General features: G+C 73.9%; 22 protein-coding genes. 19 read left to right on the top strand and 3 right to left on the bottom strand.

Annotated features, from left to right (window positions below; translation table 11 throughout):
• The first annotated feature begins 31 nt into the window (after positions 1-31).
• The 7 genes from rsmD (at position 32) to mutM (ending at position 5,305) form a co-directional block, all read left to right on the top strand.
• Entirely contained in the window at positions 32-616 is a 585-nt protein-coding gene (gene rsmD / locus ACWDD9_RS32035) for a 16S rRNA (guanine(966)-N(2))-methyltransferase RsmD (RefSeq protein WP_449813520.1), read from the top strand.
• 49 nt (positions 617-665) lie between these two features.
• Positions 666-1,157 carry a pantetheine-phosphate adenylyltransferase gene (gene coaD, locus ACWDD9_RS32030; protein WP_049653382.1) on the top strand — a complete coding sequence of 164 codons (492 nt, stop codon included), beginning with the start codon at positions 666-668 and terminating at the stop codon, positions 1,155-1,157.
• 187 nt (positions 1,158-1,344) lie between these two features.
• Positions 1,345-2,565, top strand: a complete 1,221-nt coding sequence (locus ACWDD9_RS32025) for an ATP synthase F0 subunit B (protein ID WP_449813519.1) — start codon at positions 1,345-1,347, stop codon at positions 2,563-2,565.
• 174 nt (positions 2,566-2,739) lie between these two features.
• Positions 2,740-3,384: a YceD family protein gene (locus tag ACWDD9_RS32020; RefSeq protein WP_449813518.1), complete on the top strand. Its 645-nt coding sequence runs from the start codon at positions 2,740-2,742 to the stop codon at positions 3,382-3,384.
• Between the two features lie 2 nt (positions 3,385-3,386).
• Positions 3,387-3,560 (top strand): 50S ribosomal protein L32, encoded by a 174-nt coding sequence (rpmF, locus tag ACWDD9_RS32015; protein ID WP_030056747.1) that lies wholly within the window; start codon positions 3,387-3,389, stop codon positions 3,558-3,560.
• A 20-nt stretch (positions 3,561-3,580) separates the two neighbouring features.
• Positions 3,581-4,372, top strand: coding sequence for a ribonuclease III (gene rnc / locus ACWDD9_RS32010; protein WP_049653387.1), 792 nt, complete (start codon positions 3,581-3,583; stop codon positions 4,370-4,372).
• A 54-nt stretch (positions 4,373-4,426) separates the two neighbouring features.
• Complete coding sequence (mutM, locus tag ACWDD9_RS32005) at positions 4,427-5,305, top strand: bifunctional DNA-formamidopyrimidine glycosylase/DNA-(apurinic or apyrimidinic site) lyase (protein ID WP_387830473.1); 879 nt, start codon at positions 4,427-4,429, stop codon at positions 5,303-5,305.
• A gap of 6 nt (positions 5,306-5,311) precedes the next feature.
• Here the strand turns inward: mutM and ACWDD9_RS32000 are convergent, their stop codons facing one another.
• Entirely contained in the window at positions 5,312-6,232 is a 921-nt protein-coding gene (locus tag ACWDD9_RS32000; RefSeq protein ID WP_049653392.1) for a DMT family protein, read from the bottom strand.
• 319 nt (positions 6,233-6,551) lie between these two features.
• On the opposite strand from ACWDD9_RS32000, the gene ACWDD9_RS31995 reads away from it, so the two are divergent.
• The 5 genes from ACWDD9_RS31995 (at position 6,552) to ftsY (ending at position 13,997) form a co-directional block, all read left to right on the top strand.
• Positions 6,552-7,904, top strand: coding sequence for a hypothetical protein (locus ACWDD9_RS31995; RefSeq protein WP_449813517.1), 1,353 nt, complete (start codon positions 6,552-6,554; stop codon positions 7,902-7,904).
• A gap of 137 nt (positions 7,905-8,041) precedes the next feature.
• A complete protein-coding gene (locus tag ACWDD9_RS31990; RefSeq protein ID WP_049653395.1) occupies positions 8,042-8,341 on the top strand; it encodes an acylphosphatase in 300 nt (99 codons plus the stop codon).
• A gap of 424 nt (positions 8,342-8,765) precedes the next feature.
• Positions 8,766-8,969, top strand: a complete 204-nt coding sequence (locus tag ACWDD9_RS31985) for a hypothetical protein (protein ID WP_045702518.1) — start codon at positions 8,766-8,768, stop codon at positions 8,967-8,969.
• 154 nt (positions 8,970-9,123) lie between these two features.
• A complete protein-coding gene (smc, locus tag ACWDD9_RS31980) occupies positions 9,124-12,723 on the top strand; it encodes a chromosome segregation protein SMC (protein ID WP_449813516.1) in 3,600 nt (1,199 codons plus the stop codon).
• A 47-nt stretch (positions 12,724-12,770) separates the two neighbouring features.
• Positions 12,771-13,997 (top strand): signal recognition particle-docking protein FtsY, encoded by a 1,227-nt coding sequence (ftsY, locus tag ACWDD9_RS31975; protein ID WP_416875924.1) that lies wholly within the window; start codon positions 12,771-12,773, stop codon positions 13,995-13,997.
• Between the two features lie 89 nt (positions 13,998-14,086).
• Here ftsY and ACWDD9_RS31970 read toward each other — a convergent pair whose 3' ends face one another.
• On the bottom strand, positions 14,087-14,776 hold the full coding sequence (locus tag ACWDD9_RS31970) for a bifunctional DNA primase/polymerase (RefSeq protein WP_074001515.1): 690 nt from the start codon (positions 14,774-14,776) through the stop codon (positions 14,087-14,089).
• A 629-nt stretch (positions 14,777-15,405) separates the two neighbouring features.
• On the opposite strand from ACWDD9_RS31970, the gene nsdA reads away from it, so the two are divergent.
• The 7 genes from nsdA to ftsH all read left to right on the top strand — a co-directional run bounded on the left by nsdA (position 15,406) and on the right by ftsH (position 26,006).
• Positions 15,406-16,860: a transcriptional repressor NsdA gene (gene nsdA, locus ACWDD9_RS31965; RefSeq protein WP_181970686.1), complete on the top strand. Its 1,455-nt coding sequence runs from the start codon at positions 15,406-15,408 to the stop codon at positions 16,858-16,860.
• Between the two features lie 289 nt (positions 16,861-17,149).
• A complete protein-coding gene (locus tag ACWDD9_RS31960; RefSeq protein ID WP_449813515.1) occupies positions 17,150-18,577 on the top strand; it encodes an ammonium transporter in 1,428 nt (475 codons plus the stop codon).
• Entirely contained in the window at positions 18,574-18,912 is a 339-nt protein-coding gene (locus tag ACWDD9_RS31955; RefSeq protein WP_049659191.1) for a P-II family nitrogen regulator, read from the top strand. The genes ACWDD9_RS31960 and ACWDD9_RS31955 overlap by 4 nt, the downstream gene beginning before the upstream one ends.
• 190 nt (positions 18,913-19,102) lie before the next feature.
• A complete protein-coding gene (locus tag ACWDD9_RS31950) occupies positions 19,103-21,556 on the top strand; it encodes a [protein-PII] uridylyltransferase (RefSeq protein ID WP_449813514.1) in 2,454 nt (817 codons plus the stop codon).
• A 180-nt stretch (positions 21,557-21,736) separates the two neighbouring features.
• On the top strand, positions 21,737-23,302 hold the full coding sequence (ffh, locus tag ACWDD9_RS31945) for a signal recognition particle protein (RefSeq protein ID WP_387975838.1): 1,566 nt from the start codon (positions 21,737-21,739) through the stop codon (positions 23,300-23,302).
• 77 nt (positions 23,303-23,379) lie between these two features.
• On the top strand, positions 23,380-23,904 hold the full coding sequence (locus ACWDD9_RS31940) for a GNAT family N-acetyltransferase (RefSeq protein WP_082346170.1): 525 nt from the start codon (positions 23,380-23,382) through the stop codon (positions 23,902-23,904).
• A gap of 92 nt (positions 23,905-23,996) precedes the next feature.
• Positions 23,997-26,006: an ATP-dependent zinc metalloprotease FtsH gene (gene ftsH / locus ACWDD9_RS31935; protein ID WP_380779989.1), complete on the top strand. Its 2,010-nt coding sequence runs from the start codon at positions 23,997-23,999 to the stop codon at positions 26,004-26,006.
• 108 nt (positions 26,007-26,114) lie between these two features.
• On the opposite strand, the gene ACWDD9_RS31930 is transcribed toward ftsH, so the two are convergent.
• Positions 26,115-26,939: a class I SAM-dependent methyltransferase gene (locus ACWDD9_RS31930; RefSeq protein WP_449813513.1), complete on the bottom strand. Its 825-nt coding sequence runs from the start codon at positions 26,937-26,939 to the stop codon at positions 26,115-26,117.
• Positions 26,940-26,998: the final 59 nt, after the last annotated feature.

Raw genomic sequence — 26,998 nt, 5'->3', positions numbered from 1 at the left:
TCGGGCAGCGACGAAAGGACCTCCCACCACCATGACCCGCGTGATCGCCGGGGCGGCCGGCGGCCGCCGGCTGGCCGTACCGCCCGGCCGGGGCACCCGCCCGACCTCCGACAAGGCCCGTGAGGCGATGTTCTCCACCCTGGAGGCGCTGCGCGGCACCCTGCACGGGGTCCGGATGCTGGACCTGTTCGGCGGATCCGGCGCGGTCGGGCTGGAGGCGCTGTCCCGCGGCGCCGAGCACGTCCTGCTGGTCGAGGCGGACGCCCAGGCGGCCCGGGTGATCCGGGAGAACGTCCGGACGATCGGCCTGCCGGGGGCCGAGGTGCGGGCCGCCAAGGCGGAGAAGGTGATCGTCGGCCCGCCCCCGCAGAGCCCGTACGACCTGGTCTTCCTCGACCCGCCGTACGCGGTCACCGACGAGGAGGTCCGCGAGATGCTGATCACACTCCTGGCCGGGGGCTGGCTCGCGGAGGACACGCTCGTCACCGTGGAGCGCAGCACCCGCGGCGGCGGGTTCGCCTGGCCCGAGGGTTTCGAGGAGCTGCGCTCCCGCCGTTACGGCGAGGGCACGCTCTGGTACGGTCGCGCCGCCGCCGCGGCCGGCGATCAGGAGTAGCGGGCCGCGGCCCGCAGCAGCCGTCACCCCACGAGGGAGCACACACGCCATGCGCCGAGCCGTCTGTCCCGGTTCGTTCGACCCGATCACCAACGGCCACCTCGACATCATCGAGCGGGCCTCGAAGCTGTACGACGTGGTGCATGTCGCGGTCCTGATCAACCGGAACAAGCAGGGAATGTTCACCGTCGAGGAGCGGATCGGCCTGATCGAGGAGGTCACCGCCGGCTTCGGGAACGTGGTGGTCGAGTCGCACCACGGCCTGCTGGTGGACTACTGCCGGGAGCGCGGCATCCCCGCGATCATCAAGGGCCTGCGCGCGGTCAGCGACTTCGACTACGAGCTCCAGATGGCCCAGATGAACCACGGGCTGACCGGGGTGGAGACGCTGTTCGTGCCGACCTCGCCGACGTACAGCTTCCTCTCCTCGACGCTGGTCAAGGAGGTCGCCTCGTACGGGGGCGACGTCTCGCACCTGCTGCCGGAGACGGTGCACGGCCGGCTGGTCGAGCGGATCGCGGAGCGCAAGGCGGCGCAGTAGTCCACTGCCTGTCGGTTCCTGCCGGTTCGTCACGTCATGTCCGTTTGCCCGGAGACCGGTTCGGCTCAGGCGTTGTGACCCCGCTGGGCAGTGGCCGTACAGTCTGTATCCCTGCCCCGCGGTGAGGTTCACCGCGTCGGGCCTGCCTCCGCCGGACCGTCGGCGGCACACGGAAAGACGAAGCCCCGTGGACGTGCAGAACAAGGTCGACGAGATCGTGGCGGCGGTCGAGAACGCCCGCTCGATGCCGATGTCGGCCTCCTGCGTGGTGAACCGGGCCGAGCTGATCGGCCTGCTCAACGACCTCAGGTCGGCCCTGCCCGCCGAACTCGCCCAGGCCCAGTCGGTGATGGCCGACCACGAGCAGGTGGTGGCCGGCGCCCAGGCCGAGGCGGACCTGATCATCCAGGGCGCGCACGCCGAGCGCGGCTCGCTGATCTCCGACACCGAGGTGGTCCGCCAGGCCCAGGCGCAGGCCGACCGGATCCTCGCCGAGGCGCGTGCCGAGGTCGACGCCAAGCTGGCCGAGGCCGACGACTACGTGGACAGCAAGCTCGCCAACTTCGAGGTCGTGCTCACCAAGACGCTCGGCGCCGTCGGCCGCGGCCGCACCAAGCTGCGCGGCGACTCCAGCGTCTTCGAGGCCGAGCCCGAGGGCGAGAGCGACGGCGAGGAGTTCCGCCCGCAGCGGATCAGCCCGAGCCCGGAGGTCGACGAGTACGTCGATGTGAAGCTCGCCACCCTGGAGAACGTGCTCGGCGCCACCCTGGAGGCGGTCGGCAAGGGCCGGGACAAGCTGCTCGGCAAGCGGCCCATCGACGAGCTGGGCGCCTACCTGGCCGCCGCCGACCAGGCCCAGGAGGCCAAGGAGCGCGCCGAGGCCGTGGCCGCGGGCTTCGCCCACGACCCCGACGGCGGGGACATCGCCTGGTACCGCGAGGACGTCCCGCAGCAGCAGACCTGGCCGGAGCAGACCCCGGCCGCGGCCGGCTGGCAGACCCCCGGCACCGACCAGTACGCGGCGGCCCAGCAGCCCGGCGGGCAGTACGCCGAGGTGTACGGCGGCGGCTACGACCCGGCCGGCCAGGGGGACCCGTACAACACCCAGTGGGGCCAGCAGCAGGGCGGCTACCAGCAGCAGGGCTACCCGGACCAGCGGCAGGAGGGCTACGGCTATCCCCAGCAGCAGCCGGGCTACGCCGCGCAGCCGTACGACGACTACGCCTACCCCCAGCAGCCCGCCCTCCCGCTGGCCGTGCCGCACCAGCAGCAGGGGCACGGGCAGGCCCAGGGCCACGGACAGGCGCAGGGCCACGGACAGGCCCAGGGCCAGGGGCTGGACGAGACCAGCTTCTTCGACACCAGCATGATCGACATGACCAGGCTGCGGGAGCTCGGCGGCCGCTGAACCGGCCCCGCCGCGACGGTGCGGGAGTCTCCTGACGGGACCGAAGTTGGGCCTGACGGGAGACTCCGGTAGTCTGACCACTCCGGCCTCTCCATGTCCGGCTGTTGGCTTGCCCGCGCAACGCCGACCGGACGGAGACGCAATCGAAGAACCCCCCATGGAAGTCAGGACACCGTGAACCGCCTCGACCACCGCGACCCCCTCGTGTTCGACACGCACGAGCTCGGTCGTCGCCCGGGCTCGATGCGCAAGGTGAGCCGGACCCTGGAGGCCCCCGAGGGCTTCGGGATCATCGACGTGATCGGCGTGCCGGAGAAGAGCCCGATCGAGCTGGAGCTCCGCCTGGAGTCCGTGGTCGAGGGCGTGCTGGTCACCGGCACGGCCGAGGCGGGCGTCGAGGGCGAGTGCGTCCGCTGCCTGGAGCCCGTCGAGTTCGACATCGACGTGGACTTCCAGGAGCTGTACTACTACCCGGAGTCCGACGAGCGCCACCGCGCCCGGACCACCGGGACCGAGGACCTCGACGAGGACTCGGAAGAAGAGACTTACCGTCTGGAGGGCGACTTCTTCGACCTCCGGCCGGTGCTGCGTGACGCGGTGGTGCTCGCACTGCCGCTGCAGCCGGTGTGCCAGGAAGACTGCCTGGGCCTGTGCTCCGAATGCGGAGCGCGCCTGAGCGACGACCCGGCGCACCACCACGATGCCGCCGACCCCCGGTGGGCGGCTCTGCAGGGACTCTCCGCCGCCCCCGGCGACGAGGGTGACGGATCTAAGAACAGCGACACCCGTGAGGGTCTCGCCGAGAACCAGGAGAAGTAGCCGTGGCTGTTCCGAAGCGGAAGATGTCGCGCAGCAACACGCGCCACCGTCGGTCCAACTGGAAGGCCGTTGTTCCGGCCCTCGTGGCGTGCGACCGCTGCCACGAGCCGAAGCTGGGCCACATCGCGTGCCCGAGCTGCGGCACGTACAACCGTCGCCAGGTCCTCTCGGTCTGATCGGCGGGGTGTACGGATCGATGTCGGACGGTAACTCCACCCGCAAGGCGACCATCGCCCCGAAGGGTTCCTCTTCGGGCGGCGGCAAGGCCGGCGGGCCGGCTTCGACCGAATACGACGTTCTGGAAGGGCGCCTCGGGTACACGCTCGAGCGCGCCCTTCTGGTACGTGCCCTGACCCACCGCTCGTACGCGTACGAGAACGGTGGGCTGCCCACCAACGAGCGCCTGGAGTTCCTCGGCGACTCGGTGCTGGGCCTCGTGGTGACCGACACCCTCTACCGCGTCCACCCGGACGTCCCGGAGGGCACGCTCGCCAAGCTGCGCGCCGCGGTGGTCAACTCCCGCGCGCTCGCGGACGTCGGCCGCGGCCTGGAGCTCGGCACGTTCATCCGCCTCGGCAAGGGCGAGGAGGGTACCGGCGGCCGCGACAAGTCGTCGATCCTCGCCGACACCGTCGAGGCCGTGATCGGCGCCATCTACCTGGACCAGGGACTGGACGCGGCCACCGAGTTCGTCCACCGGCTGTTCGACCCGCTGATCGAGGAGTCCTCTCAGCTCGGCGCCGGCCTGGACTGGAAGACCAGCCTCCAGGAGCTCACCGCCTCGGTGGGCATCGGAGTGCCGGAGTACGTGGTCATGGAGTCCGGTCCGGACCACGAGAAGACCTTCACCGCGGCGGCCCGGGTGGCCGGCGAGGACTTCGGCAGCGGCGTCGGCCGCTCGAAGAAGGAAGCCGAGCAGAAGGCCGCCGAGAGCGCCTGGCGCGCGATCAAGGAGAAGTACGCCGACCGGCTGCCCGCCGGCGCGTGATCCCGCAGTAGCCTTCACTCCTGCTGATCCGTACCGAGCAGGAGGCGTGTTCCCGTGCCCGAACTTCCCGAGGTCGAGGTCGTCCGCCGTGGTCTGGCCACCTGGGTGGCCGGACGGACGGTCGCCGACGTCCAGGTGCTGCACCCGCGCGCGGTGCGCCGCCAGCCGGCCGGCGCGGCGGACTTCACCGCCCGGCTGACCGGCACCACCCTCGGCACCGCGCAGCGGCGCGGCAAGTACCTGTGGGTGCCGCTGGCCGGCACCGGGGCGGGGTTCTCGCTGATCGGCCACCTCGGGATGAGCGGCCAACTCCTCGTCCAGGACCCGTCCGTACCCGACGAGACCCACCTGCGGGTCCGGCTGCGCTTCGCCGACGGCGGGCGCGAACTGCGCTTCGTCGACCAGCGGACCTTCGGCGGCCTGGCGGTCGAGGAGGCCGAGGACGGGGACCCGGAGGGCACCCCGGTCTCGATCGCGCACATCGCCCGCGACCCGCTCGACCCGCGCTTCGACGACGCCGCCTTCGTGGCCGCGCTGCGCGCCAAGCGGACCACCGTCAAGCGCGCCCTGCTCGACCAGACCCTGATCAGCGGCGTCGGCAACATCTACGCCGACGAGGCGCTGTGGCGCTCCAGGCTGCACTACGACCGCCCGACCGCGACGCTCACCCGCCCACAGGCCCTGCTGCTGCTGGCCAACGCCCGGGACGTGATGAGCGCGGCGCTCGCCGTCGGCGGCACCAGCTTCGACAGCCTCTACGTCAACGTGAACGGCGAGAGCGGCTACTTCTCCCGGGACCTCGACGCCTACGGCCGCGAGCAGGAGCCCTGCCGCCGCTGCGGCACCCCGATCCGGCGGGCGGCCTGGATGAACCGCTCCAGCTACTTCTGCCCCCGCTGCCAGCGCGTGCCGCGCGCCCGCAGCGAGGGCTGAGGCGGCTTACTTCCGGGCGAGTTCGGGTTCGTCGGCGGCCGGTTCCCCGGGCGTGCCGTGGGTGTCCTGGCCGAAGTAGGCGACCCCGACCGCGGCGACCACCGCCAGCAGGAAGCCGATCACGCCGAGCCAGCCCAGGCCGGCCTTGGAGGAGTCGCCGAGCCAGAGCACGCCGACCGCGCCGGGCAGCACCGTCTCGCCGACCACCAGCGCGGCGGTCGCGCCGTTCACCGAGCCGATCTGGAGCGCCACGGTGTGGATGTACATGCCGCCGATGCCGCCGACCAGGACCGCGTACAGCGCCGGGTCGGAGAGCAGCTCGCCGAGCGCGAACGGCTCGATGCCGTTGAGGATGCGCACCCCGACGCCCAGGGCGCCGAAGCCGAGGCCGGAGAGCAGGCCGGCGACGATCGCGCCGTTGGCGCCCATCCGCCGCACCAGCAGGCTGCCGCCGACCAGCAGCACGGTGGTGACGATCAGCAGCCACCAGTGGAAGGCCATCGCGGTGTGGTGGCCGCCCTCCGGCCCGGCCGAGACGGCCAGCAGCACCAGCGCCGAGCAGAGCACGGCGATCGAGGCCCACTCCAGCTGCTTGAGCCGGATGCCCAGCAGCTTGATGCTGAGCACCGCGGTGATCACCAGGTTGGCGCTGATGATGGTCTGGGAGAGGAACAGCGGCAGCAGCCGGGCGGCCAGCGCGCCGAGCCCGAAGCCGATCAGGTCGAGCACCGTGCCGAGGATGAACTCCCAGGTGACGGCGGCCTTCGCGGTCGAGGACAGGCTCGGGCCGCCGTGCTCGGTGGTCGAGCTGGTGGCGCCCTTGGCCGCCTCCTCCCGGGCGGAGCGGCGGGATCCGACAGCCTGGAGGACCGAGCCGGTGCCGTAGCAGGCGGATGCCGCCACGGCGGTGACGAGGCCGATGATCACCGAGAACTCCGATCGGGAGGTGGGTCGAGAACGGTCTGGGTAAAGAAAGGGCAATGGGACCGGTGGTCCGGGACCACTATGCCCGCCCGCACGGTACGGTCGGCACGCCCCCCGGAGTGCCCCGGAGCGGGGCCGGGCCTGCCGGGACGTACGTTCGGCGGCCTCCCGCGGTTCCCGCGCGGGCCCCGACTCAGGGGTCACCGGGGGAAACATCATCCCCGAGGAGGGGGCGGCCCCGGCGGTCGGCGGGGAGTCTTGTCAGTACCAGTATGCGAAGGGTATGGCGTGCTCAGGGGCCGGTCACGGTAGCGTCGGGGGCATGAGAACCCTTGCACGACGTTCCCGGGGCGCCGGGCCGCTAGCCCTGGTGGCGGCGCTGCTCGGGCTGCTGCTCCTGCTGGCACCCGCGGCCTCGGCGGCCGGCGGCCTGAGCGACGCCACCGCCGCCCTGAAGAAGGGCCAGGTCTACGTCGACCCGGCCATGACCAGCCGCTTCAGCCAGGCCCAGGCCGACGCCCTGACCAAGAAGATCGACAAGGCCGACAAGCCGATCTTCGTCGCGGTCGTCCCCGACTCGCCGGCCTTCGCCAAGGCGACGGTCTTCAAGGACCTCCGCACCACGGTCGGCGTCGACGGCGTCTACGCGGTCTGGCGCGGCGACCAGTTCACCGCCCGCGCCGACCGCGGCGCGCTCGCCGCCGGCGTCCCGGAGCGGATCTCCGGCGCGGCCTTCCGCTCCCACAACGGCGACATCGACGCCACCCTGAACGACTTCGTCGACCAGGCCGCCCCGCAGACCAAGGGCACCGGGGTCAACCACAGCACCTCGATCGCCTGGGTGGTCATCCCGGTGGTGCTGGTCGCGCTGGCCGGCGCCGGCGTCTTCCTCCTGTTCCGCCGCGCCAAGCAGCGCAAGGAGGCGCAGGCCCGGGCCGAGCTGGAGCAGCTGCGCCGGGTGGTGGACGAGGACATCACCGCCTTCGGCGTGGAGCTGGAGCGGCTCGACTTCAGCCCGGCCGCGGCCGACGCGGACGACGCCCAGCGCACCGACTACAGCCACGCCCTGGACTCGTACGAGAAGTCCAAGCGGCTGATGGACGAGGCGAAGAAGCCCGAGGACGTCAAGCAGGTCACCGAGGCGATCGAGGACGGCCGCTTCTCGCTGGCCACCCTGGCCGCCCGGCGGGAGAAGAAGCCGCTGCCCGATCGCCGTCCCCCGTGCTTCATGGACCCGCGGCACGGCCCGTCCGTCAAGGACGTCGACTGGACTCCGGCCGGCGGCGCCGCGCGCACCGTCCCGGTCTGCCAGGCCGACGCGGACCGGCTCGCGGCCGGCCTCGACCCGGCGATCCGCACCGTCGACACCGAGCACGGCCCGCAGCCGTACTGGAACGCCGGCCCGGCGTACGCGCCCTGGGCGGGCGGCTACTTCGGCGGCTTCGGTGGCGGCGGCCTGCTGCCGGGCCTGCTGGTCGGCACCATGCTCGGCTCGATGATGAGCTCCCCGGCCTACGCGGCCGCGCCGATGATGGACGGTGGCCACGGCTACCAGGACCAGCACGAGGGCGGTGACTTCACCGGCGGTGACTTCAACGGCGGCGACTTCGGCGGGTTCGGCGGCGGTGGCGATTTCGGTGGTGGCGGCGGCGACTTCGGCGGCGGGGACTGGTAACCCGCTCGACCGACCGCACGCTCCCGCGGCCCCGCCGGTTCTCCGGCGGGGCCGCTCCCGTTCGCGCGGGGGCGTCGTCCGCGGAGGCGGGCCGGGGCCGAGCTGTGACCGGGAGCGTGGACGGCTAGGGTCGGGGCATGCACGGTCGCGACGCCCACAGTGAGGAACCGGTCCGGGTGACCGCCTGGGTCCGGGGGAAGGTCCAGCAGGTCGGGTTCCGCTGGTGGACCAGGGCACGGGCGCTGGAGATCGGACTGAGCGGCTACGCCAGCAACCTCGGCGACGGCCGGGTGCAGGTGGTGGCCGAGGGGCTCGCGGCCGACTGCGAGCAGCTGCTGGCCCGGCTGCGCGGCCCGGGGACCCCGGGGAACGTCAGCGGGGTCACCGAGATCTGGACGGCCGTCGGCCCTGGCTACGAGGGTTTCGAGATCCGCTGAGCCGCGCCGGGCCGGGCCGCCGGCGGTGCTCCGCGCGGGCTCCCGGGAAAAGATCCGGAACCGGCGGTGTCACGAGGTTGCCATCCGGGCAGACTCGTGGTTGACTCCGCATCGAACGATGATCCACGAGCACGCGGTGGACCCGTCCCGAAGCCCCCCAGGCGTGATGACACCGCCGGGCAGGTGACAGGGGCGCGGTAGCGTGCGGTGATCGTGTTGACCCTTTCCGTCTTTGGTGAGACGCTGGAAGCCCGCGCACACGACCGCGTTCTCCCGGTAGGCGCATGCCCCCGTGAGCCCAGCTCACGGTGGTTGTGCCGCAGTGCCCAGCCAGCACTTCCGGTGACGCGCCGCGCGTGCGTCCCCCTTCCCCCTAGACCTGTACCGTTCCGGTTCGGTCACTCAGCGTGGAGGACCATTCATCATGGCAAAGGCGCTTCTCGGGTACGTCGGCGGCCCCGACCCGCGAATGCTCTCCGAGATGCGACGGCTTCAGCAGCGCGTCCAGGACCTTGAAGCGGAGCTCCTTCGGATGCAGGCTGAGAACGACGCTCTCACCGCTGTCGCTGACGAGCACTCGCTGCTCAACAGCATCGATCTGGATCAGCGGGAGCCGGCTCTCACCTGAGTCCCGCCCGGTCCTCGCAGATCGACGCCGTTGCGCACCGAGCCGCCCCGAAAGGGACGCAGCTTGCAAGGGACGCCCTGATGTGGCGTCCCTTCGTCGTGTCCGGCTCCGGATACAGTCGGTTCCCGTCTGAGCGATAGAGGGGACCGGCCGCGTGCACCTGAAGAGTCTGACGCTGCGCGGGTTCAAGTCCTTCGCCTCCAGCACCACCCTGCGCTTCGAGCCCGGCATCACCTGCGTCGTCGGCCCGAACGGCTCCGGCAAGTCGAACGTGGTCGACGCGCTGTCCTGGGTGATGGGCGAGCAGGGGGCCAAGTCGCTGCGCGGCGGCAAGATGGAGGACGTCATCTTCGCCGGGACCAGCGGGCGCGCCCCGCTCGGCCGGGCCGAGGTCAGCCTCACCATCGACAACACCGACGGCGCCCTGCCGATCGACTACTCCGAGGTGACCATCACCCGGACCATGTTCCGCAACGGCGGCAGCGAGTACGCCCTCAACGGTGAGACCTGCCGCCTGCTGGACATCCAGGAGCTGCTCTCCGACTCCGGCATCGGCCGCGAGATGCACGTCATCGTCGGGCAGGGCCAGCTGGACTCCGTGCTGCACGCCGACCCGATGGGCCGGCGCGCCTTCATCGAGGAGGCGGCCGGCGTCCTCAAGCACCGCAAGCGCAAGGAGAAGGCGCTGCGGAAGCTGGACGCGATGCAGGCCAACCTCAACCGGGTCCAGGACCTGGTGGCCGAACTGCGCCGCCAGCTCGGACCGCTCGGCCGGCAGGCCCGGATCGCCCGCCGGGCCGCCGGCATCCAGGCCGACCTGCGCGACGCCCGGCTGCGGCTGCTCGCCGACGACCTGTGCGCGCTCCGCCGGGCCGTCGAGGCCGAGGTCGCGGACGAACTGGCGCTGCGGCTGCGCCGCACCACCGTCGAGCAGGAGCTGGCCCGGGCGGTGCAGCGCGAACGCGTCCTGGAGGCGCAGGTCGAGCAGCTCGGCCCCGGACTGGAGACCGCCCGGCAGACCTGGTACCGGCTCTCCGCGCTCGCCGAGCGCACCCGCGGCACCGTCGGGCTGGCCGAGGCCCGCGCCCGGCACGCCGCCGCCGGGGGCCGGGGCGAGGAGCGGCGCGGGCGCGACCCGGAGGACACGGAACGGGAGGCCGCGCGGGTCCGCGAGGAGGAGGCCGCGCTGACCGAGGCGCTGGAGGAGGCACGGTACGCGCTGGCCGAGGCGGTCGAGCGCAAGGACGGACTGGAGCGGGAGCTGGCCGCCGAGGAGCGCCGGCTGCGGGACGCCGCCCGGGCCATCGCCGACCGCCGGGAGGGCCTGGCCAGGCTGCAGGGGCAGGCCGCCGCCGCCCGGTCCAGGGCCGCCGCCGCGCAGGCCGAGATCGGCCGGCTCGCCGAGGCCAGGGACGAGGCGCTGCTGCGCGCCGAGGCCGCCCGGGGCGAGCTGGACGAACTCCAGCGGCAGGTGGACGGCCTGGCCGGGGAGGACGAGCAGGCCGAGGCCCGGTACCGGCGGGCGCGCGAGCACCTCGCCGCGGTGGAAGGGGAGCTGGCCGCGGCCCGGGAGGCGTCCGCCGCCGCCGAGCGCGAGCGGGCCGGGCTGACCGCACGGCACGAGGCGCTCTCCCTCGGCCTGCGCCGCAAGGACGGCACCGGCGCGCTGCTGGACGCGGGGGAGTGGCTGGGCGGGCTGCTCGGCCCGGCGGCCGCGCTGCTGCGGATCGAGCCGGGGTACGAGGTGCCGCTCGCGGCGGCGCTCGGTGCGGCGGCCGACGCGGTGGCCGTCGACTCGCCGTCCACCGCCGCCGGGGCCCTGCGGCTGCTGCGGGCCGAGGACGCCGGCCGGGCCGCGCTGCTGATCGCCGGTACCGCCGGCTCCGCCGAGGCGGCCGAGCCGGCGGGGGAGCTGCCGGACGGGGCCCGCTGGGCGGCCGAACTGGTCGACGGCCCGGCCGAGTTGCTCGGGGCGGTCCGGCGGCTGCTGGCCGGGGTGGCGGTGGTCGCGGACCTCGACCGGGCGCTGCGGCTGGTCGCCGGGCACCCCGCGCTGTGCGCCGTCACCGCCGACGGGGACCGGCTCGGCGCCGGCTTCGCCCAGGGCGGCTCCGGCGGCGCGCCGAGCCTGCTGGAGACCCAGGCCGCGGTGGACGAGGCGGCCCGGGCGATCGGCGAACTCACCGTCCGCTGCGCCGAATCGGCCGAGCGGCTGGCCCGACTCGCCGAGCAGCGACGGGAGTCGGCCGCCGAGGTGGAGCAACTCGCCGAGCGGAGACGGCAGGAGGAGAAGGAGCGGGCCCAGGTCGCCGGGGCGCTCGGCCGGCTCGGCGGGCAGGCCCGCGCCGCCGCCGGCGAGGCCGGTCGGCTGTCGGACGCCGCCGCGCGCGCCGAGCAGGGGCTGGCCGAACTGCTCGACGGCGCCGAGGAGCTGGCGCGGCGCCTGGCCGCCGCCGAGGAGTCGGCCCGGGCCGGGGAGGACGAGCCGGACGCCGCCGAACAGCAGCGGCTGGCCGGGGCCGCGAGCGACGCCCGGCAGGCCGAGCTGGAGGCCCGGCTCGCGGTGCGCACCCACGAGGAGCGGGTCCGCGCCCTGGCCGGCCGGGCCGACCAGCTGGACCGGGCCGCCCGCGCCGAGCGCGAGGCGCGCGCCCGGGCCGCCGAGCGCCGCCGGCGCGCCGAGCACGACGCCTCGGTGGCGAACGCCGTCGCGGCGGGCGCCCGGCAGCTGCTGGCCTGCCTGGAGGTGTCGCTGGCCCGCGCGGACGCCGGGCGGGCGGCCGTCGAACAGGCGCGGGCCGAGCGCGAGCACGAGCTGCGCGAGCACCGGGAGCACGGCCGCGGGCTCAAGGAGGAGCTGGACAAGCTGGTCGACGCCGGGCACCGGGACGAGGTGCTGCGGGCCGAGAAGCGGCTGCGGATCGAGCAGCTGGAGGCCCGCGCGCTGGAGGAGTTCGGCATCGACGGCGGCGAGCTGCTCGCCTCGTACGGGCCGGACCAGCCCGTCCCGCCGTCCGCGCCCGAGGAGGGGACGGAACCGGGCGAGCCGTACCCGTACGTCCGGGCCGAGCAGGAGAAGCGGCTGCGGGCGGCCGAGAAGGCGTACCAGCAGCTCGGCAAGGTCAACCCGCTGGCGCTGGAGGAGTTCGCCGCGCTGGAGGAGCGTCACCGGTTCCTCGGCGAGCAGCTGGACGACCTCAAGCGCAGCCGGCGCGACCTGCTGGACATCGTCCGGGAGGTGGACCAGCGGGTCGAGCAGTTGTTCACCTCGGCGTACCACGACACCGCCGCCCAGTTCGAGGGCGTCTTCGCCCGGCTCTTCCCGGGCGGGGAGGGCCGGCTGGTGCTGACCGACCCGGAGAACATGCTCGCCACCGGGGTCGAGGTCGAGGCCCGGCCGCCGGGCAAGAAGGTCAAGCGGCTGTCGCTGCTGTCCGGCGGCGAGCGCTCGCTGACCGCGGTGGCGCTGCTGGTCGCGATCTTCAAGGCCCGGCCCAGCCCGTTCTACGTGATGGACGAGGTGGAGGCGGCGCTGGACGAGACCAACCTGCGCCGGCTGATCGGGATCATGGAGGAGCTGCGGGAGAGCTCCCAGCTGATCGTGATCACCCACCAGAAGCTCACCATGGAGTCGGCCGACGCCCTCTACGGCGTGACCATGAAGGGCGACGGCATCTCGCAGGTGATCAGCCAGCGGCTGCGCGAGGAGCACCGGGAGCGCCGGCCGCGGGCCGTACGCACCGCATCGGTGTAGGGCGGCTGCGGTCCATCCGGGCTCCGGTCGCGGATACTGGAGCGGATATGGAATACGTGATCCTTGCCGTAGTCATCGCCGTGGTCGCCATCGGCGCGATCGCCGGCCTCGTCGTTTCCGGCAGACGACGCCAGCAGCTGCCCCCGAAGTCGCAGGCGCCGGTCATCACGGCGCCGAAGCCCACCCCGCAGGAGCCCCAGGTCGGCGAGGAGGCCGCGCCGCCGACCGAGGCGCCCCGCCGCACCGTCGAGGAGGTGCAACTCCCGGAGGCCGAGGCGCCCGCCGAGGTCGAGGCCACCGAGGCCGAGGTCGTCGAGACCGCTGAGGCGGCCCCGGCCATCGAGGTGCCCGAGCCCACCGCCGGCCGGCTGGTCCGGCTGCGCTCGCGGCTCTCCCGCTCGCAGAACTCGCTCGGCAAGGGCCTGCTCTCGCTGCTCTCCCGCGAGCACCTGGACGAGGACACCTGGGAGGAGATCGAGGAGACGCTGCTCACCGCGGACGTCGGCGTCGCCCCCACCCAGGAGCTGGTCGAGCGGCTGCGCACCCGGGTGAAGGTGCTCGGCACCCGCACCCCCGACGAGCTGCGCGCGCTGCTGCGCGAGGAGCTGGTCGAGCTGGTCGGCAAGGACTCCGACCGTGCCGTGCGCTCCACCAAGCACGAGGAGGGCCCGGCGGTGGTCCTGGTGGTCGGCGTCAACGGCGTCGGCAAGACCACCACGACCGGCAAGCTGGCCCGCGTCCTGGTCGCCGACGGCCGCACGGTGGTGCTCGGCGCCGCCGACACCTTCCGCGCCGCCGCCGCCGACCAGCTCCAGACCTGGGGCGAGCGGGTGGGCGCGCGCACCGTGCGCGGCCCGGAGGGCGGGGACCCGGCCTCGATCGCCTTCGACGCGGTCAAGGAGGGCATCGCCGAGGGCGCGGACACCGTGCTGATCGACACCGCCGGCCGCCTGCACACCAAGACCGGCCTGATGGACGAGCTGGGCAAGGTCAAGCGGGTCGTCGAGAAGCACGGCCCGGTGGACGAGGTGCTGCTGGTGCTGGACGCCACCACCGGCCAGAACGGCCTGATCCAGGCCCGGGTGTTCGCCGAGGTGGTCGACATCACCGGCATCGTGCTGACCAAGTTGGACGGCACCGCCAAGGGCGGCATCGTGGTCGCGGTCCAGCGCGAGCTGGGCGTGCCGGTCAAGCTGATCGGCCTGGGCGAGGGCGCGGACGACCTGGCCCCGTTCGAGCCGGGGGCGTTCGTGGACGCGCTGATCGGCGACTGACAGCCTCCGCGAAGCGTTCGATCAGGGAAGCGCACGAAGGGCCCGCCCCCTCCAGGGGGCGGGCCCTTCCGCGTGCCGGGGCGGGGCGGTCAGGAGGCCATCCAGGCCGGCTCGGCGGTGCGCTCGCGGCCGCGGTGGCAGGCGTAGGCGAGGGTGCCGAGCAGCAGCCGGGCCTCCGGCGGGCAGCCCGCGTTGTCGCGGGTGGGGCGGCGCAGCCAGCGGACCGGGCCGAGGCCGCCGAGGACGGTGGGCGGGGCGGCGACGTGGCCGCCCTCGCCGTGGCAGACCAGGTCGAGCGCGGCGTCGTCCCAGCCCATCCGGTACAGCAGGTCGGGCAGGCGCCGGGCGGTGCCGGCGGCGACCAGGAACTGGAGCCGGCCGGTGGGGGGCGCGAGCACCGGGCCCACCTGGGTGCCCATCCGCTCCAGCCGGACCAGGGCCTGGAGGCCGGCCTGCTCGGGGACGTCCAGGACGTCGAAGGCGCGGCCGGTGGGGAACAGCACCGCGCCCTCGGTGCGGGCGGCGCGGGCCCGGCCGCCGCCCCGCACGGGGTGCAGACCGGGTGCGGCGCAGCGGGGGGAGCCGCAGGGACAGCGGGGCGGGGCGGTGGCGCCGGCGACCGGGGTGCCGGTCTCCGGATCGCCGGTGACGACCGCCCAGCCCCAGCGGCCGGTGTACTCCGCGGCGGCCTGGGACGCGGTGACCTTGGTGCGGCGGCGCGCGCCCAGCGGTGCCAGCCGCAGGTGCCCCAGTCGAAGTTCGCCGAACAGGTTGTCCATGCCTCCCCCAACAGGTTCTTGTTGCCGATGGTTACGGGACGGTGACTGTGTGTTGATTGTCAGCCGTGTGGTGCGTAGTGCGGTGGCGGCGCGCAGCGCGTGGTGTGCGCCTGTTCCGGCGGTGCGCCTCGGGCGCCGCCTTGTGGGGGCGGCGCCGATGCCGGATCGTCGTGTTCGTGGGGCTGTCGCCGTCCCGAGTGGACGGTGAACTCGCCTGTGGCTGCGGTGGGTTGCGGGTTCCGCCGGGTCCTCCGGGATGGGCCGGGGGACTTGGCGGCCCGCATATGCCGGGCCGTCGGGACTCCCTAAGTGAAGCGTGTGCCCCCGGGCTTCGGTTCACTCCTGGGGGTGGCGAAAGGTGGCGTTTCGCCAGGGGCGCTCCCACGGGCCCCTCACGGGGCATTACGTTCAGCGTGCGGATGTCGTCGAGGAGTCTGTCCCGGGCCGTCGGGCAACGGGAGTTGGGAATCTGACGGATCGTCCGCAACGATGGCACACCAGTGCGAGGGCGCTGCGGTACGGCGGCGCCGCGGCACCTCAGGCACGGCACGTCTGGCAAGAGCCCGCAACCGTCGGGCGGTCACGATCGGGGGCCCCGGTAGGGGCCGGGCGGGATGGGGACGTTACCCATGGCAGAGAAGCAACCGAATGAGAAGCTGACCACGTGGTTCGCCCGCAGTGGCTGGTCCAAGGGCGAGTTGGCCCGCCAGGTCAACCGCAAGGCCCGGCAGATCGGCGCCCACCACGTGTCCACCGACACCTCCCGGGTGCGCCGCTGGCTCGACGGCGAGCAGCCCCGCGAGCCGATCCCCAAGATCATGTCGGAACTCTTCTCCGAGCGGTTCGGCTCGGTGGTCTCCATCGAGGACCTCGGCCTGCGCGCCGCGATCCCGGTCTCCACCGTGGGCGGCGGCGTCGACCTGCCGTGGAGCGGCCAGCAGACCGTCCAGCTGATCAGCGACTACTCCCGCAGCGACCTCATGCTCAACCGCCGGGGCTTCCTCGGCACCTCACTCGCGCTGACCGCGGGCGCCGCGCTGATCGAGCCGATGCAGCGCTGGCTCGCCCCCGGCCCGAGCGGCGTCCCCACCCCGATCCTCACCGCGGCCAACGGCGGCGAGGCCTTCACCGGCCGGCTCTCCGAACCCGAGCTCGAACTGCTGGAGCAGACCACGGTCATGTTCCGGCAGTGGGACGCCCAGAACGGCGGCGGGCTGCGCCGCAAGGCCGTCGTCGGCCAGCTGCACGAGGTCACCGACCTGCTCCAGGAGACGTACAGCGAGGACACCACCAAGCGGCTGTTCCGGCTCACCGCCGAACTCGCCCACCTGGCCGGGTGGATGTCGTACGACGTCGGGATGCACCCGAGCGCGCAGAAGTACTACGTGCTCGCCCTGCACGCGGCCAAGGAGGCCGGCGACCGCCCGTTCGGCGCGCTGATCCTCACCGACATGAGCCGCCAGATGATCCACCTCAACCGGGGCGAGGACGCCCTGGAACTCATCCACCTGGCCCAGTACGGCAGCCGCGACGCCGCCACCCCGCGCCAGCAGTCCCTGCTGTACGCGATGGAGGCGCGCGCCTACGCCACCATCGGCGAGGTCAACCGCTGCGCCCGGGCGATCCGGCTGGCCGAGGACACCTTCACCGACATCCGGGACGGGGACCAGGACCCGGACTGGCTGAAGTTCTTCTCGCCCGCCGAGCTGAACGCCGAGAACGCCCACTCCTTCCGCGACCTCGCGTACCACTCGGACAACGCCGAGCTGTACGCCTCGCTGTCCGCGCCGGTGATGGAGACCGCGGTCGACCTGTTCCGCCAGGACGCCGACCACGTGCGCTCGTACGCCTTCAACCTGATCGGCATGGCCAGCGTCCACCTGCTGCAGAAGGAGGCCGAGCAGGCGGTGGTGATGGCCGAGCAGGCGGTGGACATCGCCACCAAGGTGCGCTCGGAGCGGCTGAACTCCCGGGTCCGCAAGACCACGGAGGCCGCGTCGGCCCGGTTCAAGGGTGTGGACGCGGTGAGCCGGCTCAAGGAGCGGGTGGTCCAGGACATCCCGGAGTTCGTCTCGGTGGTCTGACCGGAGGCCCGCCAGGGCCGTCCGCAGGAAAGAGCTCCACCGACCGTGGCGGCCGCCGCCGTCACGGTCGGTGGCATGTCCGGCGTCCGGTGGTCGGCCCCTGCCGGGCCGCGGCGGCCGCGGTTCACGCAGCCGTAACCCGCGCGTCGCACGCGTCACCGCGGTGAAACAACCGGCCGCACCGGCCGAAACCAGCCTTCGGCACGCTCCTCCTCAACGCCGACACCCCGGGTGGCACCACGGGACGGGTCCCCGGGTGCGGATCGGCCTGGACGCAGAGGAGACGCCGATGCCGGACGGCTTCAGCGCGGGCGACACCGCCTTCGTACTCATCAGTGCGGCCCTGGTCATGCTGATGACCCCAGGGCTGGCCTTCTTCTACGGGGGCATGGTCAGGGCCAAGAGCACGCTGAACATGCTGGCGATGAGCTTCCTCTCGCTCGGCATCGTCAGCGTGCTGTGGGTCCTCTACGGCTACTCGCTCAGCTTCGGGTCCGACTCCTTCGCCGGCCTGATCGGCAACCTGGACCACCTCGGGATGCGCGGCCTCGGCCTCGACGAGCTGACCGGCTCCATCCCGGTCACCGCCTTCGCGCTGTTCCAGCTGATGTTCGCGGTCATCACCCCGGCGCTGATCAGCGGCGCCGTCGCGGACCGGGCCAGATTCGCCGCCTGGGGCCTGTTCATCGCGCTCTGGGTGACGGTCGTCTACTTCCCGGTCGCGCACTGGGTGTTCTTCTTCGACGGCGGCCACGGCGGCTGGCTGGGCGACCGCAACGGCGTGATCGACTTCGCCGGCGGGACGGCCGTGCACATCAACGCGGGCGTCGCCGGCCTCGCGCTCTGCCTGGTGCTGGGCAAGCGGATCGGCTTCAAGAAGGACCCGATGCGCCCGCACAGCCTGCCGCTGGTGATGCTCGGCTCCGGGCTGCTCTGGTTCGGCTGGTTCGGCTTCAACGCGGGCTCGGCGCTGGCCGCCAACGGCGTCGCCGCGATGGCCATGGTGAACACCCAGGTCGCCACCGGTGCGGCGCTGGTCGGCTGGCTGGTCTACGAGCGGTTCAGGCACGGCGCCTTCACCACGCTGGGCGCCGCCTCCGGCGCGGTGGCCGGACTGGTCGCGATCACCCCGGCCTGCGGCTCGGTCAGCCCGCTCGGCGCGGTGGCGATCGGACTGGTCGCGGGCGCGGTCTGCTGCGCCGCCGTCTCGCTCAAGTACCGCTGGGGCTTCGACGACTCGCTCGACGTGGTGGGCGTGCACGCGGTCGGCGGGGCGGTGGGCTCGCTGCTGGTCGGCCTGTTCGCCACCGGCGGGGTCGGCCAGGGCGTCAAGGGCCTGTTCTACGGGGGTGGGATCGGCCAGCTGGGCAAGCAGGCGATGGGCGTGGCGGTGGTCGCGGCGTACTCCTTCGTGCTGTCCTGGCTGCTGGCCAAGGCGGTCGACCGGCTGGTCGGCTTCCGGGTCTCCGGCGAGGTCGAGACGGCCGGCATCGACCAGGCCGAACACGCCGAGTCCGCCTACGATTTCACCGCCGTGGGGGCGGGGCTGGCCCGGGCCCTGCCGGGCCTGGCCGCCGCTGCCGCGACGTCCGCCGCCGAGCGGTCCGCCGGACGGTCCACCCAACGGACCGGCGAACGGACCGGCGTCGCGGAACCCGGTGCCGCCCAGCCCGCCGTGCAGCCCGCCGAGAAGAGGACCGAGGTCGACGCCCGATGAAGCTCATCACCGCCGTGATCAAGCCGTACCGACTGGACGAGGTGAAGTCCGCCCTCCAGGCCTTCGGGGTGCACGGCCTCACCGTCACCGAGGCCAGCGGCTACGGCCGCCAGCGCGGCCACACCGAGGTGTACCGGGGGGCCGAGTACACCGTGGACCTGGTACCGAAGGTCAGGATCGAGGTCCTGGTCGAGGACGAGGACGCCGAGGACCTGATCGACGTCCTGGTGAAGGCCGCCCGGACCGGGAAGATCGGCGACGGCAAGGTGTGGAGCGTGCCGGTCGACACCGCCGTACGGGTCCGCACCGGCGAGCGCGGCCCGGACGCCCTGTAGCCCGGCGGCCGGTCGCCCCGCGCCGGACGGCGGGCCCGTTCACCCGGGAGGGTGCGGGTCCGCCCGGCGGCGTACCGGCGCTTCCGTACCGGCCTCTCCGGAGCGGCCGAACGGCCGAACGGTCGACCCGAGGGCAGGACGGTTCACCAGCAGGACGGTTCACCCAGCACGACGGACGGGACCCACGCGCATGACCTCCGAGACCAGCCCCTCCGACCCCGTCGACCCCTCCGACCCCGTCGGCTGTGCCGCCGCCGCCCGGGCCGCGCTGCTCGCCGCCCCCGGCCCGGGCGGCCGCCCCCGCCGCCGGGCGCTCGCCCGGCTCACCGACGACTGGCTGGCCGGGCTGCTCGCGGCCGCCGGCGACCCGCCCGGCGTCGCGCTGGTCGCGGTCGGCGGCTACGGGCGGGGCGAGCTGTCCCCGCGCAGCGACCTGGACGTCCTGCTGCTGCACGACGGTCCGGTCGCCGGGGAGCTGCCCGAGCGGATCTGGTACCCGGTCTGGGACTCGGGCGCCAGGCTCGACCACGCGGTGCGCACCGTCGCGGAGGCCCGCGCGGTCGCCGCCGCCGACCTCAAGGCCCAGCTCGGCCTGCTGGACGCCCGGCACCTCGCCGGGGACCGGGCGCTCACCGACGCGCTGCGCGCCGCGGTGCTCACCGACTGGCGCGCGAGCGCCCCCGCGCGCCTGCCCGAGCTGCGCGAGCTGGGCCGCGAGCGGGCCGAACGGCAGGGTGAGCTGTCCTTCCTGCTGGAGCCCGACCTCAAGGAGGCCCGCGGCGGCCTGCGCGATGTCGTGGCGCTGGACGCGATCGCCGCCAGCTGGCTGGCCGACGCGCCCCGGGACGGCCTGGACGACGCCGCGCGGTGGCTGGCCGATGTGCGGGACGCCCTGCACCTGGTCACCGGCCGGGCCACCGACCGGCTCGGCCTCCAGGACCAGGACCAGGTCGCCGAGCGGCTCGGGGTGCTGGACGCCGACACCCTGCTGCGCCGGGTCTACGAGGCCGCCCGCACCGTCGCGTACGCGGGCGACGTCACCTGGCGGGCGGTGGACCGGGTGCTCGCGGCCCGCGGCGGCCGCGGCCGGCGGGTGCGCCGGCTGGGCATCCCGTTCGCCGGCACCGGACGCGGCGCCGGCGCGGTGGCCCGGGGCGCGGTCGAGCGGCGGCCGCTCGCCGAGGGCGTGGTCGAGCAGGACGGCGAGGCCGTGCTCGCCCAGGGCGCCCGACCGGCCGCCGACCCGGTGCTGCCGCTGCGCGCCGCGGCCGCCGCCGCGCAGAACGGGCTGACCGTCTCGTACGCCACGGTGCGCCGGCTGGCCGCCGAGTGCCGCCCGCTGCCGGTGCCCTGGCCGGACGAGGCGCGCGAGCAGCTGGTCACCCTGCTGGGCGCGGGGGAGTCGGCCGTCCCGGTGTGGGAGGCGCTGGAGGCGGAGGGGCTGGTCCGCCGGCTGATCCCGGACTGGGAGCGGGTGCGCTGCCGTCCGCAGCGCAACGCGGTGCACCGCTGGACGGTGGACCGGCACCTGGTGGAGACGGCGGTGCGGGCCGCCGCGATGACCCGCCGGGTGGCCCGCCCGGACCTGCTGCTGGTCGCCGCGCTGCTGCACGACATCGGCAAGGGCTGGCCGGGGGACCACAGCGAGGCCGGCGAGGTGATCGTCCGCGACCTCGGCGCCCGGATGGGCTTCGGCCCCGAGGACACCGAGACCCTGGCGGTGCTGGTCCGCCACCACCTGATGCTGGTGGACACCGCGACCCGGCGCGATCCGGACGACCCGGCCACCGTCGAGGCGGTCACCAAGGTGGTCGCCACCCTGCCCGAGCTGGAGCTGCTGCACGCGCTCACCGAGGCGGACGCGCTGGCCACCGGCCCGGCCGCGTGGAGCGGCTGGCGGGCCTCGCTGGTGGAGGGCCTGGTGGCCCGGGCCGCGGACCGGCTGGCCGGGGCGGGCACCCCGCCGGCGGAGAGCGCGCCGACCGCAGAGCAGGAGCGGCTCGCGGTCGAGGCCGCCCGGACCGGGCAGCCGGCGCTGTCGCTGCGGGCCCGGTCCGAGGGGGCGGAGCCGGGCGCCGAGCCGATGGGCGTCGAGCTGAACCTGGCCGTCCCGGACCGGCCCGGGCTGCTCGGCACCGCCGCCGGGGTGCTCGCGCTGCACCGGCTGGCCGTCCGCTCGGCCGGGCTGCGCGAGCTGGACCCGGTGGGCGCCGGGCCGGTGCTGCTGCTGTCCTGGCGGGTGGCGGCCGAGTACGGCGAGCTGCCGGAGGCGGCCCGGCTGCGGGCCGACCTGCGCCGGGCGCTGGACGGCTCGCTGGACGTCACCCGCCGCCTCGCCGAGCGGGACGCCGCGGCCCCGCGCCGCCGGGGCATCCCCACCCCGCCGCCGCTGGTCGCGGTGGCGCCCGCGGTGGCCTCGGCGACCGCGACCGTGCTGGAGGTCCGCGCGCACGACGCCCCCGGGCTGCTGCACCGGATCGGCCGGGCGCTGGACGGGGCGGGCGTGCGGGTGCGCACCGCGCACGTCTCCACGCTGGGCGCGGAGGCCGTCGACTCGTTCTACCTGACCGACGGGGCGGGCCGTCCGCTGACCGCCCGGCGGGCCGGCGAGGTGGCGGCGGCGGTCCGGGCCGCACTGGGCTGACGCGCCCCGGAGGGCTCCGGCGGCGGGGGCCGTCGGGCCTCGGCGGCGAGGGTGGAGGAGCGCCCGGAACGGGGGTGGAGGAGCTTCGGGAGCAGGGGTGGAGACCGTACCCGGGGCGGCCGGATACCCTGGGGGGCGACGACCGTACCGATTCCGATGCCGCAGAGGACCCGCGACGACGTGTTCGACACCCTTTCCGATCGCCTCGCAGCGACGTTCAAGAACCTCCGGGGCAAGGGCCGCCTGAGCGAGGCGGACATCGACGCCACCGCCCGCGAGATCCGCATCGCGCTGCTGGAGGCGGACGTCGCGCTGCCGGTCGTCCGGGCCTTCATCAAGCAGGTCAAGGAGCGGGCGCTCGGCGTCGAGGTCTCCGGTGCGCTGAACCCGGCGCAGCAGATCATCAAGATCGTCAACGAGGAGCTCATCTCCATCCTCGGTGGCGAGACCCGACGGGTGCGGTTCGCCAAGAGCGGCCCGACGGTGATCATGCTGGCCGGTCTCCAGGGCGCCGGTAAGACCACCCTGGCGGGCAAGCTCGGCCACTGGCTGAAGAAGCAGAAGCACACCCCGCTGCTGGTCGCCTGCGACCTCCAGCGCCCCAACGCGGTCAACCAGCTCCAGGTGGTCGCCGAGCGCGCCGGCGTGGCCTTCTACGGCCCGCAGCCGGGCAACGGCGTCGGCGACCCGGTGCAGGTGGCCAAGGACTCGATCGAGTACGCCAAGCAGAAGCAGTACGACGTCGTCGTCGTCGACACCGCCGGCCGCCTGGGCATCGACGCCGAGCTGATGCAGCAGGCCGCCGACATCCGCGCCGCGGTGAACCCGGACGAGGTCCTGTTCGTCGTCGACGCGATGATCGGCCAGGACGCGGTCACCACCGCGCAGGCCTTCCTCGACGGCGTCGACTTCACCGGCGTGGTGCTCTCCAAGCTCGACGGCGACGCCCGCGGCGGTGCCGCCCTGTCGGTCGCGCACGTCACCGGCCGGCAGATCATGTTCGCCTCCAACGGCGAGAAAGTCGACGACTTCGACGCCTTCCACCCGGACCGGATGGCCTCGCGCATCCTCGGCATGGGTGACGTCCTCTCGCTGATCGAGAAGGCCGAGCAGACCTTCTCGCAGGAGGAGGCGGAGAAGATCGCCGCCAAGCTGCGCGGCGGTCCGAAGCAGTTCACCCTGGACGACTTCCTGTCCCAGCTGGAGCAGGTCCAGAAGATGGGCTCGATCTCCAAGCTGCTCGGCATGCTGCCCGGCATGGGCCAGATCCGGGACCAGATCAACAACATCGACGACAAGGACGTCAACCGGGTCGGCGCGATCATCAAGTCGATGACCCCGGCCGAGCGGGCCGAGCCGGAGCTGATCAACGGCTCCCGCCGGGCCCGCATCGCCAAGGGCTCCGGTGTCCAGGTCGGCGAGGTGAAGAACCTGGTCGAGCGGTTCTTCGACGCCCGCAAGATGATGTCCGCGATGGCCTCCGGCAAGGGCATGCCCGGCATGCCGGGGATCCCGGGCATGGGCGGCGGCGCCAAGAAGTCCGGCAAGAAGGCCCCGCAGGCCAAGGGCAAGCGCAAGAGCGGCAACCCGCTGAAGCGCGCCCAGGAGGAGGCCGCGGCCGCCGAGCGCCGCGCGCTCGGCCCGGGCGCCGGCCAGGGCCCGGCGGACGGCGGCGCGTTCGGCCTCGGCGCGGGCAAGGGCCCGGCCGACTTCGAGCTGCCCAAGGAGTTCAAGGACCTGCTGTAGTCCTCCGACCGGCTCCCGTCGGCCCGTCGTCCGGTGTTTCCGGGCGGCGGGCCGATCGCGTGTCCGATGATGGGGGCATGCGAGTGATGATCAGGGCCCCGAGGGCCGAGGACACGGCCGGGTACGCCGAAGCGGTCCGGCGGTCCGCCGAACACATCGGACGGTGGAACCCGGTCGAGCCGGACGGACTGCCCGACCTGCTGAAGCGCCAGGGGTCCGGGCTGCGCACCTTCCTGATCGTCGACCGGGAGACCGGCGGACTGGTCGGCAAGGTGAACGTCGCCAACATCGTGATGGGCCGGTTCTGCAACGCCTCGCTGGGCTACGACTCGTACGTCCCGTTCAACGGCACCGGGCGGATGACCGAGGGCATGCGGCTGGTCGTGGACCGCTGCTTCGCCCCGCAGACCGCCGACGGGCTCGGGCTGCACCGGCTGGAGATCAACGTGCAGCCGGAGAACGAGCGCTCGATCGCGATGGCCAAGCGGCTGGGCTTCCGGCACGAGGGCTTCACCCCGCGGATGCTGTTCCTCCAGGGGGACTGGCGCGACCACGAGCGGTTCGCGCTGACCGCCGAGGAGTGGCCGGGCGCAGCGGCATAGTCGCTGGTGGGAGGGGTCGGCGCGGCCGTCCGGCGGTCCGGGCGCGGCGTTGCGATTGGCCCGCCCGAGCACCTGTCCGTATTGTCCGATGGGTGACCGAACCCGTGCCGCCACGTCAGACCCCCGACCAGCCCTGGCGTTCGGAGGGCGCCCCGCCCCCGCCGCCGCCCAAGCGCCGGATGCCCGGCGGCTGGGTGGGCCTCGCCCTCACCGCCCTCGTGGTGTTCCTGATCTCGGACCTGCTGCTGTCCTTCTTCGGCCCCGCCGGTGCCACCACGATCTCGTACACCGAGTTCAACAACCAGCTGAACAAGGGCAACATCACCAAGATCTACGCCAAGGGCGACGCGATCGAGGGCACCCTCAAGAGCGCCCAGCCCAAGCCGGACGGCGGCAAGGGCGACTACACCGAGTTCGACACCCAGCGGCCCTCCTTCGCGGGCGACAACCTCTGGACCACCCTGCAGCAGCAGGGCGTCGAGGTCACCGCCACCTCGCCGGTCCAGCAGCGCAGCTTCCTCACCAACCTGCTGATCTCGCTCGCCCCGATGCTGCTGCTGATCTTCATCTGGGTGCTGCTCGCCCGCCGGATGGCCGGCGGGCTCGGCGGCGGACCGCTCGGCCGCAAGGCCCCGCCGAAGCCGGTCACCGCCGAGGAGGGCAAGCGCACCACCTTCGCCGACGTGGCCGGCATCGACGAGGTCGAGGCCGAACTCACCGAGGTCGTCGACTACTTGAAGAACCCCGAGCGGTACCGCAGGCTCGGCGCCAAGATGCCGCGCGGCGTGCTGCTGAGCGGCCCGCCCGGAACCGGCAAGACCCTGCTGGCCCGGGCCGTGGCCGGCGAGGCGAACGTGCCGTTCTTCTCCGCCTCCGCCTCCGAGTTCATCGAGATGATCGTCGGCGTCGGCGCCAGCCGGGTCCGCGAGCTGTTCGCCGAGGCCCGCAAGGTCGCCCCGGCGATCATCTTCATCGACGAGATCGACACCATCGGCCGCCAGCGCGGCGCCGGCGGCGGCATGGGCGGGCACGACGAGCGCGAGCAGACCCTCAACCAGATCCTCACCGAGATGGACGGCTTCAGCGGCTCCGAGGGCGTCATCGTGATCGCCGCGACCAACCGGGCGGACGTGCTCGACCCGGCCCTGCTGCGCCCCGGCCGCTTCGACCGGCGGATCACCGTCAGCCCGCCCGACCGGGAGGGCCGCGCGGCGATCCTGCGCATCCACAGCCGCAGCGTCCCGCTGGCGGGCGACACCGACCTCAACCAGCTGGCCAAGGTCACGCCGGGGATGACCGGCGCCGAACTCGCCAACCTGGTCAACGAGGCCGCGCTGCTGGCCGTCAAGCGCAAGCAGGACGCGGTCAACGAGCGGGACCTCTCGGACGCGCTGGAGAAGGTCCAGCTCGGCGCGGTGCGGCCGCTGGTGATGCCGCAGGAGGAGCGCGAGCGCACGGCGTACCACGAGAGCGGGCACGCGCTGCTGGGCATGCTCCAGCCCGGTGCGGACCCGGTCCGCAAGATCACCATCGTGCCGCGCGGCCGGGCGCTCGGCGTCACGCTCTCCACCCCGGAGAACGACCGCTACTCGTACACCGAGCCGTACCTGCGCGGCCGGATCATCGGCGCGCTCGGCGGCATGGCGGCCGAGCAGGTGGTCTACGGGGTGATCACCACCGGTGCGGAGAGCGACCTGGAGCAGGTCACCAACATCGCCCGCGGGATGGCCGGACGCTGGGGGATGAGCGAGCGGGTCGGCCGGCTCACCGCGGTGCCCTCCGACCCGCAGGGCGCGTACGGGCTCTCCGCCGCGCCGACCACCCTGGACGCGGTGGACGAGGAGGCGCGGCGGATCGTCTCCGAGTGCTACGACGACGCGGTGCGGATCCTGACCGAGCAGCGGCACCGGCTGGACGCGCTGGCCGCGGCGCTGCTGGAGGCGGAGACGCTGGACGAGGCGGCGGCGTACCGGGCGGCGGGGGTGCCGCGGGAGGGCTCCGAGGGGGCCGAGGGTTCCGACGGGCCGGCCGGCGGGTCCGGCGGGCCTGGTGGGTCCGACGGGGCCGACGGGGCCGACGGGAAGTCGATCGACCGGGCGTGAAGCCGGGGGCCGGGGCGCTCGCCATGGTGGCGGGCGCCCCCGGTTTTTCGTCCCCTCTGCGGACTCCTCGCCCCTCCTCTGCGGCCTCCTCGCCCCTCCTCGTCCCGCCTAGCGCGACCGTTCGGCGACCAGGTAGCGGAACAGGTTCTCCATCCGTACCGAGCCGTCCGCGCGCAGGTACGGCTGGAGCACCTCCTCCAGCTCCTTGGCCACCAGCGAGGCCCCGGAGAACTCCTCGGCCGGCTCGAACAGGCCGGTGGAGAGCAGCCCGCGCACCGCGCTGTCGAGGTCGGCGTAGGCGAACGGGCAGCTCACCCGGCCGCTGCCGGCCGGACGCAGGCCGGCCGGGGCCAGCAGGTCCTCCAGCGCGCCGGGCGCGCTCAGCTCGAACGGGTCGCGCGCGGTGGTCCGGCCCGCCATCCGCCGGGCCACGTCCAGCACCGGGGCGCTCTCGCAGCGCTCCGGCGGGCCCCAGGCGGCCAGCACCACGTGCCCGCCCGGGAGGGTGAGCCGGGCGGCCTCGGCGACCACCGGCCCGGCGTCGGCGGCCCCGGGCAGCTGCTCGAAAACCGTCACCAGCGAATGGGCCGAGCGGGCGACGGCCGCCGACGTCCGGGGCCCCGCGCACACCCGCAGCCGGCGGTCGTGGGCCAGCTCGCGCAGCTCGTCCCGCGGCTCCTGCCCGGCGACCTGGGCGCCCCGGCCGGCCGCGAGCAGCAGGGCCAGCCCGGAGCGGCAGCCCAGGCCCAGCACGCTGCTCGCCGGGCCGACCTCCAGCCGGTCGTAGACCGCCTCGTAGAGCGGCACCAGCATGCGTTCCTGGATCTCCGCCCAGTCGCGCGCCCGCGCGGGGCGGGCCGCCCCGGTCCGCGGGTGGTGCGGGCGTGCGCCCGTCGGTCGTGCGGTCGTGCCGGTCGTGCGAGCTGAAGCCATGGCGGCCTCCCATCCGGTCCTTCGGTGCGCTGCTACGGCTCCCCCAAAGTCCCGCCCCA

Source organism: Kitasatospora sp. NPDC001119, from assembly GCF_053598475.1.
The sequence above is the reverse complement of the archived record's forward strand: the minus strand, read 5'-3'. Positions and strand labels throughout refer to the sequence as shown.

What these genes read in the sequence shown, in the direction of transcription:
- ACWDD9_RS31930 (WP_449813513.1), bottom strand. Translation starts at nt 26,939, where the DNA reads ATGGCTTCAGCTCGCACGACCGGCACGACCGCACGACCGACGGGCGCA.
- ACWDD9_RS31955 (WP_049659191.1), top strand. Translation starts at nt 18,574, where the DNA reads ATGAAGCTCATCACCGCCGTGATCAAGCCGTACCGACTGGACGAGGTG.
- ACWDD9_RS31995 (WP_449813517.1), top strand. Translation starts at nt 6,552, where the DNA reads ATGAGAACCCTTGCACGACGTTCCCGGGGCGCCGGGCCGCTAGCCCTG.
- ACWDD9_RS31985 (WP_045702518.1), top strand. Translation starts at nt 8,766, where the DNA reads ATGGCAAAGGCGCTTCTCGGGTACGTCGGCGGCCCCGACCCGCGAATG.
- ACWDD9_RS31970 (WP_074001515.1), bottom strand. Translation starts at nt 14,776, where the DNA reads ATGGACAACCTGTTCGGCGAACTTCGACTGGGGCACCTGCGGCTGGCA.
- coaD (WP_049653382.1), top strand. Translation starts at nt 666, where the DNA reads ATGCGCCGAGCCGTCTGTCCCGGTTCGTTCGACCCGATCACCAACGGC.
- rsmD (WP_449813520.1), top strand. Translation starts at nt 32, where the DNA reads ATGACCCGCGTGATCGCCGGGGCGGCCGGCGGCCGCCGGCTGGCCGTA.
- nsdA (WP_181970686.1), top strand. Translation starts at nt 15,406, where the DNA reads ATGGCAGAGAAGCAACCGAATGAGAAGCTGACCACGTGGTTCGCCCGC.
- ftsY (WP_416875924.1), top strand. Translation starts at nt 12,771, where the DNA reads ATGGAATACGTGATCCTTGCCGTAGTCATCGCCGTGGTCGCCATCGGC.
- ACWDD9_RS31950 (WP_449813514.1), top strand. Translation starts at nt 19,103, where the DNA reads ATGACCTCCGAGACCAGCCCCTCCGACCCCGTCGACCCCTCCGACCCC.
- rnc (WP_049653387.1), top strand. Translation starts at nt 3,581, where the DNA reads ATGTCGGACGGTAACTCCACCCGCAAGGCGACCATCGCCCCGAAGGGT.
- ACWDD9_RS31940 (WP_082346170.1), top strand. Translation starts at nt 23,380, where the DNA reads ATGCGAGTGATGATCAGGGCCCCGAGGGCCGAGGACACGGCCGGGTAC.
- ACWDD9_RS31990 (WP_049653395.1), top strand. Translation starts at nt 8,042, where the DNA reads ATGCACGGTCGCGACGCCCACAGTGAGGAACCGGTCCGGGTGACCGCC.
- ACWDD9_RS31960 (WP_449813515.1), top strand. Translation starts at nt 17,150, where the DNA reads ATGCCGGACGGCTTCAGCGCGGGCGACACCGCCTTCGTACTCATCAGT.